The 16,036-nt window shown below is 67.5% G+C and carries 12 protein-coding genes; 8 read left to right on the top strand and 4 right to left on the bottom strand.

Annotation, left to right across the window (positions count from 1 at the left end; genetic code table 11):
* The 3 genes from ACILR9_RS10530 to ACILR9_RS10520 all read left to right on the top strand — a co-directional run.
* Positions 1-419, top strand: a 419-nt coding sequence (locus tag ACILR9_RS10530; protein ID WP_395709872.1) for an SDR family NAD(P)-dependent oxidoreductase, incomplete at its 5' end; no start/stop codon positions are given.
* A 301-nt stretch (positions 420-720) separates the two neighbouring features.
* Positions 721-1,482, top strand: coding sequence for a hypothetical protein (locus ACILR9_RS10525; protein ID WP_395709871.1), 762 nt, complete (start codon positions 721-723; stop codon positions 1,480-1,482).
* A 121-nt stretch (positions 1,483-1,603) separates the two neighbouring features.
* Complete coding sequence (locus tag ACILR9_RS10520; protein WP_395709870.1) at positions 1,604-2,113, top strand: hypothetical protein; 510 nt, start codon at positions 1,604-1,606, stop codon at positions 2,111-2,113.
* A gap of 158 nt (positions 2,114-2,271) precedes the next feature.
* Here the strand turns inward: ACILR9_RS10520 and ACILR9_RS10515 are convergent, their stop codons facing one another.
* The 3 genes from ACILR9_RS10515 to ACILR9_RS10505 all read right to left on the bottom strand — a co-directional run bounded on the left by ACILR9_RS10515 (position 2,272) and on the right by ACILR9_RS10505 (position 7,134).
* A complete protein-coding gene (locus ACILR9_RS10515) occupies positions 2,272-3,444 on the bottom strand; it encodes a divergent polysaccharide deacetylase family protein (protein WP_395709869.1) in 1,173 nt (390 codons plus the stop codon).
* Positions 3,445-3,495: 51 nt separating this feature from the next.
* The gene (locus ACILR9_RS10510) at positions 3,496-6,174 is read right to left on the bottom strand and encodes a GNAT family N-acetyltransferase (protein WP_395709868.1); all 2,679 of its coding nucleotides are present in this window, start codon (positions 6,172-6,174) and stop codon (positions 3,496-3,498) included.
* A 75-nt stretch (positions 6,175-6,249) separates the two neighbouring features.
* Positions 6,250-7,134, bottom strand: a complete 885-nt coding sequence (locus ACILR9_RS10505) for an EamA family transporter (protein WP_395709867.1) — start codon at positions 7,132-7,134, stop codon at positions 6,250-6,252.
* A 288-nt stretch (positions 7,135-7,422) separates the two neighbouring features.
* On the opposite strand from ACILR9_RS10505, the gene ACILR9_RS10500 reads away from it, so the two are divergent.
* Positions 7,423-8,028 (top strand): anthranilate synthase component II, encoded by a 606-nt coding sequence (locus ACILR9_RS10500; protein ID WP_395709866.1) that lies wholly within the window; start codon positions 7,423-7,425, stop codon positions 8,026-8,028.
* The gene (locus ACILR9_RS10495) at positions 8,028-9,002 is read left to right on the top strand and encodes a Bug family tripartite tricarboxylate transporter substrate binding protein (RefSeq protein ID WP_395709865.1); all 975 of its coding nucleotides are present in this window, start codon (positions 8,028-8,030) and stop codon (positions 9,000-9,002) included. Before ACILR9_RS10500 ends, ACILR9_RS10495 begins: the two co-directional genes overlap by 1 nt.
* 193 nt (positions 9,003-9,195) lie before the next feature.
* Here the strand turns inward: ACILR9_RS10495 and ACILR9_RS10490 are convergent, their stop codons facing one another.
* Positions 9,196-10,623 carry an FAD/NAD(P)-binding protein gene (locus tag ACILR9_RS10490; protein WP_395709864.1) on the bottom strand — a complete coding sequence of 476 codons (1,428 nt, stop codon included), beginning with the start codon at positions 10,621-10,623 and terminating at the stop codon, positions 9,196-9,198.
* A 368-nt stretch (positions 10,624-10,991) separates the two neighbouring features.
* Between ACILR9_RS10490 and ACILR9_RS10485 the strand changes: the two genes are divergently transcribed.
* From ACILR9_RS10485 to ACILR9_RS10475, 3 genes are read left to right on the top strand one after another with little or no spacing between them, the layout of a single operon-like run.
* Positions 10,992-13,034, top strand: a complete 2,043-nt coding sequence (locus ACILR9_RS10485) for a hydantoinase/oxoprolinase family protein (protein ID WP_395709863.1) — start codon at positions 10,992-10,994, stop codon at positions 13,032-13,034.
* Between the two features lie 11 nt (positions 13,035-13,045).
* On the top strand, positions 13,046-14,725 hold the full coding sequence (locus tag ACILR9_RS10480) for a hydantoinase B/oxoprolinase family protein (RefSeq protein ID WP_395709862.1): 1,680 nt from the start codon (positions 13,046-13,048) through the stop codon (positions 14,723-14,725).
* 29 nt (positions 14,726-14,754) lie between these two features.
* Positions 14,755-15,915 (top strand): ABC transporter substrate-binding protein, encoded by a 1,161-nt coding sequence (locus ACILR9_RS10475; protein ID WP_395709861.1) that lies wholly within the window; start codon positions 14,755-14,757, stop codon positions 15,913-15,915.
* Positions 15,916-16,036: the final 121 nt, after the last annotated feature.

Raw genomic sequence — 16,036 nt, 5'->3', positions numbered from 1 at the left:
TCAACACCGCCTCGGTCGCCGCCACCCAGAACCGCCGCGGCACCAACCAGGGTCCGTACTCGATGAGCAAGTACGCCGTGCTGTCGCTGACGGAGGCGCTGGAGCACGAGCTCGAGGGCACCAATGTCGGCGTGACCGCGCTGTGCCCGGGTCCGATCGCCACCAACCTGGCGCAAGGCGCGCGCCACCGCCCCGATCATTTGGGCGGCCCCGAGCTGCGTCCTGATGCGGAGGCGGTCATGGCCGAGCGCCTGGCCCGCACCGGCATCGACCCCAAGCTGGTCGGTGAACGGGTGCTCGATGCGATCCGCAACAAGACGTTCTACGCCTTCGTCAGCGCCGTGCCGGTCGACGTGATCAAGGCGAGGCACCGCCGCATCGAGGCGGAGCTCGAGACTCGCTGGGCGACGCCGTACTAGCGCAAGTCACATGAATTTACGCCGAGTGGACAGCGCAACGCCCGCGTGACCCGGCTTGAACCACTCGCCGTTCATCGACTTGGCGCCGAAGTGCCGATGCCAATTCCTCGATCCTCAATGGATCGTCCGTCCGCACCGAAGTGCACGTACCTGCGTTCCTGCCTCCGGCCGCGCGACGCGGTTCGCGCGCCGCTCGGCTTGCCGGGAGACTTATCAGGTCTTGCCCGTTGATTCCGATGGTCACGGTCTGCAGCGCACCATAAAACTGAAGCACATTACAGCTTGCGCGTGAAAGCTCGCGATGAAGATCGTATTCAGCCGCAAGGGATTTGACAGCTCAGCTGGCGGGGCTCCATCTCCCATCATCGAGGGCAGGCCAGTCAGCCTACCAATCCCCACCAAAAGGCGCTCCGAGACGACCTACGGTGACATCGGACTTGGCGAGATCGTCGAGCAGGTAACGAAAGGTCGGCTGAGTAGGTCGAGCCTGTGTCATCTTGATCCGATGTTCGAAGCAGGGCGCTGCGCCTTCGGCCAGACCGGCACCGCGCAGGCGCACCTTCGCAATCAAGATGTCGGCGTCGGCGATGTGTTCGTCTTCTTCGGTCTCTTTGCCAACGTGAACGGGAGCGATCGGCATCATCGGATCTACGGATACTTCGAGGTCGAGAGCGTGAATGATATTGGCTCCGCGCCGGACGCTGCGAGTCAACCAACCGGCTTCTCCAGGCGACATCCGCACACCATCGACGAGTGGAACCCGAACAACACAATCTATCTCGGACCAGGTTATGTTGCCGCCAGAGCGAACGACAACCTGCGCCTCTCCCGATTGGGCGAACAGGTAAGCCGCTGGCGAGTGCCCCGGTGGCTTCGAACGGCTGGATTGAGCTATCATGACAAACAAGACCGATGGGTGGGAGAAGACACGCTCATTGTCGCCGCGCGAGGTCAGGAGTTTGTCTCCGACGTCTCCGACATACCTGAAGCGTCGCACTGGCTTGAACGCTTGAAGGCAGTGCTTCGAGAAGGCATCGAAGGCAGGAGCAGCGCCCATGAATGAGCGGAACGTCGTGCTAGTCATGCTTCGTCAACCGAATCTCCACAGACCGAACGAGATGCGGACAGACCCGTTGTGGGAGTTCGGAAGCTTTGGGTGCACGAGATGTCATCGGAGGAACCTCATGAACCCCAAGAAGCTGACTGAGCTGAATGGGGCTCGCTTCGCCTTCGCCCAGAATGGTGATCTGGGCGTCAAGCTCGTTCACGTCACCCCGCCTCTGAAGATGCTGCATCATGGCTCCTTCGGAGAAGCGAAATGGTCGCCGGCCGAGATGCCCCTCAGCTACGCTTCGGCACCGACGTTGGTGAACAACTCCGGCGAATCGGACATCCCGGGACTATTGGACATGATCAGCGACGTCCGTAGAAGAACCCCCGTCGCGCAGTTCGCCAGCAAGTTCAGATCGCGACGGCTGCCGTTGGAAGAATCACTAGGGAAGATGATATTGAAGACCTACCAAAGATTCCGGCGAAACCCCGGCGGCGTTTCGAAATCCTACGTCGACGCTATGCCGTACAGGCCGCCACTGATAGATGGAGATCGCGAGGCCACGTACCAACAACTGCTGGGGAACTTTCTACCACCTCAGCGTAGGAAAGGTGCTCACCGTCGTAGGAGCACGCGCTGTTGAGGCAATTGTGGAGCACGTCGCTATCCGCCAATGCCAACCGCGATACCTCCAGGAAGGTGCCATCGCCGTTCCCGACGATCAAGTCACCGCGCGCTTTGTCAAACTTCTTGAGCCTACCGCGACTTTCCGGTCGCTCGCGTCCCTACGAGAGCAGAGCCTCACTCCAGCCCATTTCTCTTGCGCAACACGGCGGTCGCCGGGGCGAGCGCAAGGCCCTTGGCCTGCAGCGTCGGCAGCCATTCGGCGAGCGCCTGCAGAGTCGCCTCGTGCGGATGGCCGATCGCCACCACGAAGCCCTGCCGCCGCGCGACCGTCTCCGTCTCGGCCAGTCGCCGCCGCACCGCGTCGAGCGATTCGTCGTCATCGAGGAAGACGTGGCGGGCGATGCTGGGCACGCCGATCTCCTGCGCGACCTGATCGCCCACCGACTGCGGCGACGTGCGCGAGTCGAGGAACATCAGGCCGCGTCCCTTGAACTGGCGCAGCACCGTCTCCATGCCAGGGCGGAAGGCGGTGAAGCGGCTGCCCATGTGGTTGTTGACGCCGGCATAGCCGTCGAAGCTGTCGAGCGCGGTGGTCGTGCGCTTACGCAGCTCGGCGTCGGACAGCGATACCAGCAGCGCATTCGGTCCGGGGTCGTTTCGCCCGCCCGGCTCCATCGGCAGATGGAGCATCAGCTCATGTCCCTTGGCGCGCGCGGCGCGCGCCTGCTCGGGCAGGTCCTTGGCGTAGGGCAGGAAAGACATCGTGAGCGGCCCGGGCAGCTCCCAGGCGCGCCGCGAGCGCGGACGGTCGAGCCCGACATCGTCGATCACGATGGCGACCAGCGGCCGGCTGTTGAGATCGCGGAACGGCAAGGCATTCCGGCGCCACGCCTCCTTGGCCGCCTTCTCCGCACTTGGCCTCTCTGATCCGGGTGCAAGCGCGGCGACCTGCGGACGCGCCGGGCGCGGCTTCTCTTCCAGCGTCGTGCGCGGCTGTCCCGGCTCGGAGTCGGTGTACTTGGGAAGATCGGGCAGATCCTCGATGCGGGCGTAGCGCGGCGCCTCGACAGGCGCGCTGCGCTTCATCTCCTCGAGCGTGTCGCGCACCACGTGGGCGCTGTCGCGCACGTCGAGTCGCTCGGCGATCCAGTACCCGCCGGCCAGGCTGGTGCCGAACAGCAGGATCACGCCGGCAATGATCGAGTGCCAGCGATGAGCCTCGATCCACGCAGCTGTGGCCGCGAGCTTGTGGTGCAGCCAGGCACGCCAACCCGTCGCCGGAACGGCCTTGCGCGCACGTGACTTCCGGGTACCTGGCTTCCTGCTTCTGTTCTTCTTCGACGCCATCTCAGCGCTCGGCCGTAACACCTTGTTCCGGCGCCCTGTTTCGCCTGCAAACTACAGCGTTGCGGTCGCCTTGACCACGCGAATATCAGGCTGCCCTATCCGCCCCGACTCGCGCTCGAAGCCGAGGTGTTTGGCGAGGTCGAGCATCTTGTGATTCTCGCGCAGCACGTAACCGACCACGCGCCGGATGCCGCGCGCCTTGGCGTAGTGCAGCACGTGCTCCAGCAGCAGCCGGCCGTAGCCGCGGCCCTGCCTGTCCGACGCGACCGTCAGGGCGAACTCCGCCTCCTCGAAGCCGGGGTCGGCAGCCAGCCGTCCGACGCCCTGCAGTTCCTGGCCATCGAGCAGCAGGAACGCCATCTCGCGGTCGTAGTCGATCTGCGTCAGCCGAGCCGCCATCTCGTGCGTCATCTCACGGATCGGGCCGAAGAAGCGCATGCGTGTATCTTCCGGCGTGAGACGACGCGCGAAGGCCTGAAGCATCGGCTCGTCGTCGGGACGGATCGGCCGGATTCGCAGCGTCTGCCCGCGGTGGCTGATCTCGACGTCGAGCTCCACGGGATAGGGCCGGATGGCAAAGCGCGCGCCGCGCTCCTGGCCGGTGACGGGCGGCGCCACGACGATGCGGGCATCGAGCGCGATCACGCCGTCGGCATCGACCAGCAGCGGATTGACGTCGAGCTCGGCGATCTCACCGACGTCGGCGATGAGCTGCGACAGGCGCACCATCGCATCGCCGACGGCCTCGCGCGCGGCCGGCTGGCGATCGCGATAGCCGCGCAGCAGGCGGTCGACGCGCGTTCGCGACAGCGCGTCTTCCGCCAGCACCGGATCGAGCGGCGGCAAGGCGAGTGCCTTGTCGTCGATCACCTCGGCTGCCACGCCGCCATGGCCGACCAGCAGGATCGGCCCGAATACCGGATCCTCCGCCGCGCCCAGGATCAGCTCCACGGCGTGCGGCCGCTTGATCATCGGCTGGACGACGAAGCCGTCGATGCGGGCGCCCGGCGCCGCCGTGCAGGCCTTGTCGTGCATCGCCCGCACGGCCTGGATCACCGCCTGCTCCGAGTCGAGATCGAGCGCGACGCCGCCGACATCGCTCTTGTGGGTGATCTCGCGCGACAGGATTTTTGCCGCGACCGGAAAGCCGATGCGGGTGGCCGCCGCTGCCGCCTCTTCCGCGTCGAGCACCACCTCGGTCGGCACCACGGGAATGCCGTAGGCCGCCAGCACGCGCTTGGCTTCCGGCTCGGTCAACACGGTGCGTCGCTCGACCAACGCGCCGTTCACGATAGCGCGCACCAGCTGCGTGTCCGAGCGCGCCTCGGGCACCGACGGCGGCGTGCGCTGCAGCGCACGCTGGCCGCGCCGGTATTGCACCACATGCATGAAGCCGCGCACGGCGCGCAGCGGCGTGTCGTAGGCCGGGATGCCGGCCTCGTGCAGGACCTGGCGCCCCTCCTGCGCCTGCGGACCGCCGACCCAGCAGCCGATCAGCGGCGCCACCTTGCGGCCCGGCGCGGCGACGATGGCGCGCGCTGCGTCGACCGACGAGGTGAGCGTGGTCGGCACGTTCATCGCCAGGATGGCGCCGACCGTGCGGTCGTCGGCCAGCGCATCGACCGCGGCGGCGTAGCGCGCCCCGTCGGCGTCGCCCACGATGTCGACCGGATTGTCGCGCGACCACGAGCGCGGCAGCTGCCTGTCCAGTGCCATGATGGTGCGCGGCTGCAGCGTCGCGAGATCGCCGCCCTCGTCGAGCAGCAGGTCGGTGGCGATGATCCCCATGCCGCCGCCATTGGTCAGGATTGCAAGCCGCTCGTTGCGAGGCAGGATGGCGTGGCCCAGCGTCTCCGCGGCATCGAACAGCTCGCCCAGGCCGAGCACGCGAACCAGGCCGGCGCGGGAGAAGGCCGCATCGTAGACGGCGGCCGAGCCTGCCATCGATCCGGTGTGCGAGGCCGCCGCCTTGGCCGCCGCGGCGTGGCGGCCGGCCTTCAGCACGATCACCGGCTTGATGCGCGCCACGCTGCGCGCCGCCGACATGAACTTGCGGGCTTGGGTAATGCCCTCGACATACATCAGCACGGCGCGGGTCTCGTAGTCGCGCGCCAGCATGTCGAGCACGTCGCCGAAATCGACGTCGGCCATGTCGCCCATCGACACCAGGTGCGAGAAGCCGATATTCTGCGCCGCACCCCAGTCGGCGAGTCCGGCCAGCACCGCGCCCGATTGCGCCACGGCGGCCACCCGGCCCGCCTTCAGGCCGCTTGGACCGAAGCTCGCGTTGAGGCCGAGCCGCGGCACGGCAAAGCCGATGCAGTTCGGCCCGACGACGCGCAGCAGATGCGGCTGCGCCGCCCGCAGGATGCGCTTGCGCCAGCGCGCATTGTCCTCGCGTGCTTCCGGCCCGCTGCCCGGACCCGACGTGATGATGACGGCCGCCCGCGTGCCGCGCTCGCCGAGCTCGCCGACCAGGCGCGGCACGGTCTCGGCCGGCGTCATGATGACGGCGAGGTCGGCGGGCTCGGCGATCTCGGCGACGCTCCTGAGCACGGGACGACCGTCGATCTCGCCGCCCTTCAGGTTGACCAGATGGATGTCACCCTGGAAGCCAGCGGTCAGCAGGTTGCGCGTGACCGCCGCGCCGATCGACCCAGGGCGCGCGCTCGCCCCGATCGCCACGACCGAGCGCGGCGCCATCAGCCTGTCGAGGTTGCGGATGGACATGGCGCCAGAACATACCTGTTGCAACGACCCGGGGCGCGCATTTCCGATCGGGGCGAGCCCCGATCGGAAATCGCTTTAGAAGAGCGCCGGTCCGTTCATCAGCACAAGTCCCACGACGATCACGAATGCCGCAGCGACGCGGCGCACGCCGAATGGCTCGCCCAGCACCAGAGTGCCTATCAAGGCGCCAAACAGGACGGAAGTTTCACGCAGCGCCGCCACATGGGCCATTGGCCCCAGAACCAGGGCGTAGATCGCAATTCCGTAACCGACATTGGCGATCAGCCCGCCGATCACGCCGCGCCACCAGGTGCGGCGAAGATGGGTCCACACTCTTGCAGGCCGAAGCGCGAAGGCCAGGACCAGCAGCCACGGCCCCTCGACGACGCACAGCCAGGCGATATAGGCGAGGCGATGCTCGAAGGTCGAACCAGCGCTACGCACGCCGAGGCCGTCGGCGATGATGTAGGCGGCGATGGTGAAGCCGGTCAGCACGGCGAACAGCGTCGCGAGCCCGAAGCGGGCGCCCGGCCGCGGCGCGACGCGGCGCAGCGGGATCGCCAGGGCGACTAGCCCGGCACTGAGGAGCAGGACGCCTAGAATGTCCTGGCCGCGCAGGTGCTCACCGATGAAGCGCCCCGACACCAGCGCGACCAGCAGCGGGCCCATGCCGCGGGCGATCGGGTAGGTGTGGCTGAGATCGCCATACGAGTAGGCTTTCAGCAGGAAGATGTAATAGAGAACATGGATCAGCACCGAGGCGACGAGGTACTTCCATGCCGCCGCCTCGATCCACGGCAGGAACGGCACGGCAGCGAGACCCATCACGGTGCCGGTGGTCATGATCACACCGAACGTCGCCAGCCGGTCCGACTGGTCAGACTTCAGGATGGCGTTCCAGGTGGCATGCATCAGCGCTGCCGCCAGCAGCAGCGCCACGATGAAGGGCTCGACGACCAATTCGGCTTCTTCGGTTTCTGGCCGTCACATTACCGTAAAGTTCGCCCGATGGCTTGCTCCAGAAGGCGGGGTGCTCTAGCGGTGTTCCTCCCCAGCTTCGCTGGGGAGGTGTCGCCGTCTCACGGCGACGGAGGGGTCATGGCCGGGAGCACGCCACTCTGTGGCGCAATCTTCCTGGTAATCAACAAGAAGAGCGCCACGGAGTGGCGCGCCCCCGGCCATGAGCCATGACCCCTCCGTCGCGTATGACGCGACACCTCCCCACTGCGTGGGGAGGAGATCGGAAACATGCTGCTGCTTATCGATAACTACGACAGCTTCACCTACAATCTCGTCCACTTCCTGGGCGATCTCGGGGCGCGCTGCATCGTCCATCGCAACGACCAGATCACGGTCGACGAGGCGCTGGCGCTGAAGCCGGCCGGCATCGTGCTGTCGCCCGGCCCGTGCACCCCCAACGAGGCCGGCATCTGCATGGCCCTGGTCGAGGCGGCGGCCCGCACCCACGTCCCGCTGTTCGGCGTCTGCCTCGGCCACCAGGCGATCGGCCAGGTGTTCGGCGGCAAGGTGGTGCGGGCGCCGGCGCCGATGCACGGCAAGCTGTCGGCCGTCGAGCACAAAGGGCAGAGCGTGTTCGAGGACGTCCCCTCGCCGTTCCGCGCGACGCGCTATCACTCGCTGATCGTCGATCGCGCCGGGTTCCCTGCGGATCTCGAGGTGACGGCCGAGACCGGCGAGATCGTCATGGGCTTGCGCCATCGCACCCTGCCGATCCACGGCGTGCAGTTCCATCCCGAGAGCATCGCCTCGGAGCACGGCCACAAGATCCTCGAGAACTTCCTCAAGATCGCCGGCGATCATCCCTCGCAGCAGAGCAAGAAGAAGGCCGCCTGATGACTGCGATCCCTTCGCGTCGTGCCTTCCTCGCGGCGACGGGTGCGACGTTGGCGGCGATCGGCACGCAGGCGCAGCAATGGCCGGCCAAGCCAATCCGCATCATCGTGCCGTTTCCGCCCGGCCAGTCGACCGACATCCTGGCGCGCGTCATGGCCGACCAGCTGACCAAGACGCTCGGCCAGCAGGTCGTGGCCGAGAACCGCCCGGGCGCCGGCGGCAGCATCGGCGCCGACGTCGCCGCCAAGGCGCCGCCCGACGGCTACACGCTGGTGATGGTGACGATCTCCACCCATGGCATCGCGCCGGCGATCTACCCCCGCCTGCCCTACGACGTGCAGAAGGACTTCGCGCCGATCGCCAACATCGGCCTCACGCCGCAGGTGCTGATGGCCAGCCTCAAGAGCGGCATCAGCTCGGTGCAGGACCTGATCACAAAGGCCAAGGCGGGCGGCGATCTCAACTACGGCTCGTCGGGCAACGGATCGGCGAGCCATCTCGCGGTCGAGATGCTGCGCAGCGCCGCCGGCATCAAGCTCACGCACGTGCCCTTCAAGGGCAACGCCGACGCCCTGCTGGCCCTGCAGAGCGGCGACATCCAGCTGATGTCCGACGCCATTCCCGGCGCCGTCGGCCCGGTGCGCACCGGCAAGGTGAAGGCACTCGGCATCGCCGACCAGCGGCGCTCGCCGTTCCTGCCCGACCTGCCGACGATCGCCGAGCAGGGATTGCCGGGCGTGGTCGCCGTCGGCTGGATCGGCCTGTCGGCGCCGGCGCGCACGCCGGAGCCGATCCTCGACAGGATCAGCGCCGAGGTCATGCGCATCCTCAAGGAGCCGGAGGTGCTGGCCCGGCTCAACGATCTCGCCTTCGTGCCGGCCGGCGAATCGCGCCAGCAGTTCGAGGCCTACATCGCGCTGGAAAACACCAAGTGGAGCAAGATCGTCCGCGATGCCGGCGTGAAGATCGAGTGAGGGGCGCGCTCCTTCAGGAGAAGAAAGGTCCCCCCGGTGTCATCCCGAGCGCAGCGAGGGACCTTTCTCTTTCATGCTCTTCCGGACTGCGGGCGTCTCGCCCGCTCTTCGGCGCGCTCATGAACGGCGCGTCGCGCCGGGCGGGCGGGACGCCCACGGTCCAGAAGACGCTCGCGGTCGGGAAGAACATGAGTCACCCCTGCTCGATCCGGCTCCAGTCCAATTCGACCTGCTTCACGTCGTAGGCCTGGAGCGACGCCCAATGCCGCGGCAGGTCGCCGGCGAACAGGCCGCGGGTCACGGCGGCGGCGACCTTGGGCACCGCGGTAGTCATGGCGTTGATGCTGCTGCCTGACGGGCCGAAGCTCATGGTCGAGCCGATGCCGAAGAGGTGGATGTCGGCCAGCCAGGGCGCCTCGCCGGGTGTGCGCTCGAGGAAGGCGTAGTCCGGGCCGAGATACGGATAAGCACCCAGCAGCTCATCCTCCTCGCCGGGCGGCGGCGTATACCGGTGGCGCCACAGGGCGATCTTGTCGGCGTAGCCCGCCAGCTCGGGCCGCAGCCCGATGTCCTGGTGGATGCCGGTACCGCAGATCGCGTAGTCGGCATGGAACGGCCCGCGCGGCGTGTCGAGGCGGATGCGTCCGTCCTCCATCGTCGCATCGGTCCACGGCCGGCCGACATGCATGGCGAAGTGCGGGAACGCCATCGCCCGCTTGTAGGTGTCGGCGGGAAATCCTTCGCGGGCGCGCAAGATGGTGCCCACCAGGCGCCAGCGCCATTCGTCGGGCATCTCGCCGATGTGCTTGAGAAAGCCGGCGAAGGTCAGCCAGCGATAGCGCTGCACGACCCCGGGCTGCGCCCGCCGGCAGAACAGATGCGCCTCGGCGCCGTGCTCGAGCGCCACCGAGGCATTGTCCATCGCCGAGGCGCCCGCCCCGAGCACCGCGACGACCTTGCCGCGCAGCCGCTCGAAATCGATGATCTCGCAGGTGTGCGCGCGGCGATCGGCCGGCAGCGCGCGCACGAAATCGGGCATCCACCATTCGCCGGTGCCGTCCTGGCCGGTCGCCAGCACCAGCTTGCGGGCGGCCAGCACCTCGCCGCTGGCCAGCGTCACCACCAGGCAGCGTCCGCCATCGTCGAGCGCTCCCGGCGCGATCGCCACCGCCTCGGTGTCGTTGCGCACCGGCAGATCGAGAACCCGCCGATACCATTGCAGGTAATCGTGCCACGCCTGGCTGGGAATCAGGCCGAGGCCCGCGAAGGCGCCGGCGCCCTCGGTCGCATCGTACCAGGCCTCGAAGGTCAGGCTGGCGATGCCGAGATCGGGGCCGGTCTGGTCCTTCGGGCTGCGCAGGGTCGGCATGCGGGCAAAGGTGACCCAGGGGCCCTCGCGGCCAGCCGGTGCGCGGTCGATCACCAGGAGGTTGCTCACGCGATCGCGCATCAGAGCGAAGGCAATGCAGAGGCCGGATTGCCCTGCGCCGATGATCAGCACATCGAGCGCGGGCCGGCCGCGGAACATCCGCGGCTTCATCCACTCCATGCGCGGATGCGCCGTCATCTCGATGTCGCGGCGGACGCGCGCTTCGAGCGCCGGGAGGTTGCCTTCAGGCATCATTCGTCAGGCCAGCAAGTCGTGTGCCACGGGTAATCATGGTGCGTTGCCAAGTCTCCTGGTCTGCAGGCAAGGAAGCAACCGCGAGAGTCACTGTGCAGGCCGAAACGGCTGGGGCAACGCGCACGATCCGGAAAGCCGGCCAGGGCCGCACGGCCATAGGTGCCGAGAGCGCGCTTCCAGCAAAGAACCGCTCGCGGCTCCTCGATCTCGTTCCGGCCAGCCCGTCGGCCTCGGAGCTGGCGCGGCTATTGCTAATCACACTGGGCATGCATAGCAGTATTGGGACAGAATATGCGGTGTCCGAGCGTGAGGCGCGTTAGCGTACGTCCCTTGTCGATGACGACGAGGTAGAGGGGGCATCTCGGATGGGGCAATGGCAGGCTGGCGTCGACGTCGGCGGAACGTTCACTGATCTCCTCTTCGTGGATGAAGGCGAGCGCCAATTCCGCGTCACCAAGGTCCCTTCGACTCCCGACGATCAGTCGCGCGGCATGATGGCCGGCATCCGCGACAGCGGCCTCGCGACCGAGGCTCTCATCTCGCTGGTGCACGGCACCACCGTCGGCACCAACGCGATCCTCGAGCGGAAAGGCGTCGTGTGCGGCCTCATCACCACGGTCGGCTTTCGCGACGTGCTCGAATTGGGACGGCGCACCCGCCCCTACGGCTACGGCATGATCGGCAGCTTCGAAGCCGTCATTCCGCGCCAGCTGCGCGTCGAGGTGCCGGAACGACTCGACGCGAGCGGCAACGTGCTGACGCCGCTCGACGACGAAGCCGTGCGGCGCGCCATCCGCCAGCTCATCGCCGGCGGGGCTGAGGCGCTGGTGATCAGCTTCCTGCATTCCTACGTCAATCCGGCGCATGAGCTGCGCGCCGCCGAGATCGCGCGCGAGCTGTGGCCCAACCCCTACATCTCGGTCGGCTCCGATATCCTGCGCGAGGTCCGCGAGTTCGAGCGCGGCACGACGGCGGCGATCAACGGCTACATCCAGCCGATCATGGCGCGCTATCTCGGGCGGCTGCAGAAGGAGCTGAAGCTCGCCCGCTTCCCCAGCGAGCTGCTGGTCATGCAAGGCAACGGCGGCACGATGAGCGGCCGGGTCGCCGCCGACTATGCCGTGCAGACCGTGATGTCCGGCCCCGCCGCCGGCGCGCTCGCGGCAGCGCGCATCGGCGAGCAGTCCGGCCATCCCAACCTGATCGGCTGCGACATGGGCGGCACCAGCTTCGACGTGACGCTGATCCGCGGCGGCGAGCCTGCCCTCTCGGCCGAGAAGGACATCGCCTACGGCGTGCCGATCCGCGTGCCGATGATCGACATCCACACGATCGGCGCCGGCGGCGGCTCGATCGCGCGCATCAGCAAGGCCGGCATCCTGCAGGTCGGTCCCGACAGCGCCGGCGCCAATCCCGGACCGATCTGCTACGGCCGCGGCGGCACCGAGCCCACCGTCACCGACGCCAACCTGGTGCTGGGCAAGCTCGACCCGACCGCCCTGCCCGGCGTCGCCGGCGGCGTGCCGATCGAGGCGGTGAAGGCCGCGATCGTCGAGAGGATCGGCGCCCCGCTCGGCCTGGACGCCGTGCAGGCGGCAGCGGCCATCATCACCATCGCCAGCAACCATCTCGCAAGCGCCATCCGGCTGGTGTCGATCGAGAAGGGTTACGATCCGCGCGACTTCGCCTTGTTCCCGTTCGGCGGCGCCGGGCCGCTGCATGCCGTGGCGCTGGCGCGCGAGCTCGGCGTGCCGACGGTTCTCGTGCCGCGCTTCCCGGGCCTCACCTCGGCGCTGGGCTGCGTGCTGGCCGACCTGCGCCACGATTTCGTGCGCACCCTCAACCAACCCCTGAAGTCGGTCGATCCGGCGATGGTCGACCGGCTGTACGGCGAGTACGAGGCCGAGGGCCGTGCCCTGATCGAAGCCGAAGGCGTGCCGATCGAGCGCATCGACACGATCTACGAGGCCGACCTGCTCTATCGCGGCCAGAGCCACGTCATGCGCGTCGCCGTCGAGCGGCCGTTCGACCCGGCGGCCGTGCTGGCGAGCCTCGAGGCGCGCTACCGGGAACGCTTCGACATCGAGCTCACCGAGATGACGGCGATCCTGTCGAACCTGCGCACGGCGAGCTTCGGCCGCCGCTCGCGCGTCGACTTCTCGATCTTCGCGCCGCGGCCGGGCGGCACCATGGCGGAGGCCCGGCGCGGCGCCCGCCCGGTCTATTTCGCCGGCAAGTGGCTCGACACGGCGCTCTACAGCCGCGATGCGCTGCCGGTCGGCGCGAAGATCGACGGCCCTGCCATCGTGTCGCAGCTCGACACCACCATCCTGATCGATCCCGGCGCCAGCGCCGTCGTCGATCCGCTCGGCAATATCGTGATCACCGTCGGCGAGCAGCCGGTCTGAGGAGCATCGCCATGGCACTCGATCCCGTCACCCTCGCCGTCATCCAGAACGGCCTGCGCCAGATCGCCAGCGAGATGGACCTGGTGCACGAGAAGACCTCGTTCTCGCCGGTCATCTCGGAAGCCTTCGACCGCTCCAACGGCATCTACCATCGCGACACCGGCGAGGTGATCGCCCAGGGCGAGATGGGGCTGCCGATCTTCGTCGGCGTCATGCAATTCACCACCCAGGCGGTGATCGAGCGTCGGCGCGATCTCGAGCCGGGCGACGTCATCATCATCAACGACCCCTATCTGGGCGGCACCCATCTGATGGACGTCAAGATGGTGAAGCCGTTCTTCTATCGCGGGAAGCTGTGGTGCTACCTGTCCAACACGGGGCACTGGCCGGATACCGGCGGCATGGTGCCCGGCGGCTTCGCCACCAAGGCGACCGAGATCCAGCAGGAAGGGCTGCGCATCCCGCCGGTCAAGCTCTGCCGCAACGGCGAGCTCGTCTCCGACATCGTCGACATGGTGCTGAACAACATCCGCGTGCCCGAGGAGCGGATCGGCGACATCAAGGCCCAGGTCGGCGCCCTCACCGTCGGCGAGCGGCGCCTCACCGCCCTGCTCGACCGCTATGGCGCCGACACCGTCGAAGCGGCGATCGTCGAGCTCAAGGCACGCTCGGAACAGCAGATGCGCGCCTACATCGACAGCGTACCCGACGGCACCTACAGCTTCTCGAGCTTCGTCGACAGCGACGGCATCGTGAACGAGCCGCTCGAGATCGCGCTCGACATGACGGTGCGCGGGTCGGACATCCACTTCGACTTCTCGCGCTCCAGCCCGCCCTGCAAGGGGCCGCTCAATGGCGTGTGGGGCGCCACGCAGTCGGCGGTCTATGTCGCGATCAAGCACATCTTCCCCGACGTGCCGATCAACTCCGGCTGCTTCGCGCCGCTGCACATCAAGAAACCCGTCGGCACCTTCCTGGTCGGCGAATATCCGCGGCCGGTCGCCGGCTGCGCCTCGGAAGTGGCGCAGCGCATCATGGAGGCGGTGTTCGGCGCCATGGGCAAGGCGATCCCCGATCGCATGTTCGCGGCCCCCGCCGGCACCAGCGGCAATTTCAGCATGGGCGGCTACGACCCTGGCGAGGACCGCAACTACATCATGTACTTCTTCTCGGGCGGCGGTTACGGCGGCTGGTGGGAGACCGACGGGCTGACCAACGGCTGCTCGACCGTCGGCATCTCCAAGACGCAGCCGGTCGAGATCCTGGAACAGCACTATCCGCTGGTGTTCGAGGAATACGCCCTGCGCGAAGATTCATCGGGCGCAGGCCGGCATCGCGGCGGGTATGGCGTGAGCTATCGCGTGCGCCTGCTGCGCGGCATGGCGACGGCATCCTTCCTGATGGATCACGGGCGCGACGGCCCACCCGGCCTCGAAGGCGGCCTGGCCGGCGCGACCAACGAGTTGATCGTAAGCCAGAGTGGCCGCACGACCGTGCCGGAGCACATCTCCAAGGGCGAGGGCTACGAGCTGCAGCCCGGCGACTGGGTGCAGGTGCGCACGCCGGGCGGCGGCGGCTACGGCGATCCGCACGCGCGCGATCCGGCGCTGGTCCAGCGCGACGTCGCCCGCGGCTACATCACCGCCGAGGAGGCGGCACGCTTCTATCCGCTGGCCAGCGCCGCGGACTGAGTTCGGGGAACGGGGAAGGGAGACAGGTCATGCAGAGCAAGCGCTTATTCGGTCGACGCAAGGTCATGGCGGGAGCAGCCGCCACCGCAGGCATCACCATCTGGTCGCAGCGACTCTCGGCCCAGTCGGGCGAGATCGCGGTCGGCGCCATGGTGCCGATCACCGGCCCGTTCAACGTGTCGGGCCAGCAGTATCACTACTCGCTGCAGATGGTGCAGGACGAGATCAACGCCAAGGGCGGCGTCGCCGGCAAGAAGCTCAAGATCGTGTTCGAGGACGTGAAGGATTCGAACAGCGTCGCGGTGAACGCCTTCCTCAAGGTGGTGCGCGATACCAATGCGCCGTTCGTGTTCCTGTCGAGCTACACGACGCAGAACCTCGCGAGCGAGCCGGAAGTCACCAAGGCGCAGATCCCGTGCGTCTATGCGGGCGGCGGCGATGCGCTGCACCTGAAGAAGAATCCCTGGATGTTCCGCATCCGGCCTTACGACGGCCTCCAGGCGCTGGCGCTCGCCAAGCACGCGACCGAGGGCCTCGGCAAGAAGAAGATCGGCATCATCTACGTGCAGAATGATTTCGGCCAGCCGGGCGCGATCGCGGCCGAGAAGATCGTCAAGGCGGCCGGCGCCCAGGTCGTCGGCATGGAAGCCTATGCCTTCACCGACAACGACATGTCGGCCCAGCTCCAGAAGCTCAAGAACGTCGGCGCCGACTGCCTGATCTGCATCAGCTACGGCAAGGACGGCGCGCTGGTGCTGAAGCTCCTGAAGGAGATGGGCATCGACCTGCCGGTGGTGATCTCCTCCGGTGTCATGGTGCCGGCAGCGCGCAACCTGATCGCGCCCGACGAGCTTGCCCACGTCAACGGCGTGATGGACGCCTACCTGGCGCCGGAGCGCGGCCCGGACGTCGCCGCCTACATCAAGAGCTTCAAGGACCGCTTCAAGATCGACCCCGACCCGTTCGGCTCCTGCTACTACGACGCCGCCTGGATCCTGAAGCAGGCGATGGACAAGGCAGGCCCCGACCGCACCAAGATCCGCGACGAGCTCAAGGCCGTGAAGGACTACAAGGGCGTCACCAACACCTTCACGACGGACGCCGACGGCAACATGGTCCATTCGCTGGCGGTCTTCTCGATCAAGCCCGGCACCCGCGACCCGATCTTCATCCGCACGATCACGTCATAGATCAAGCTCTCCTCCCCAGCTTCGCTGGGGAGGTGTCGGCGTCTTACGCCGACGGAGGGGTCATGAAGCCACCCTTCGTGAGGCTCATGACCCTCCGTCGCCGATGACGGCGACACCTCCC

Origin of the sequence: Reyranella sp., assembly GCF_044224635.1 — a bacterium.
Lineage (GTDB): Bacteria > Pseudomonadota > Alphaproteobacteria > Reyranellales > Reyranellaceae > Reyranella.
This window is presented reverse-complemented; position numbering and strand designations above follow the sequence as displayed.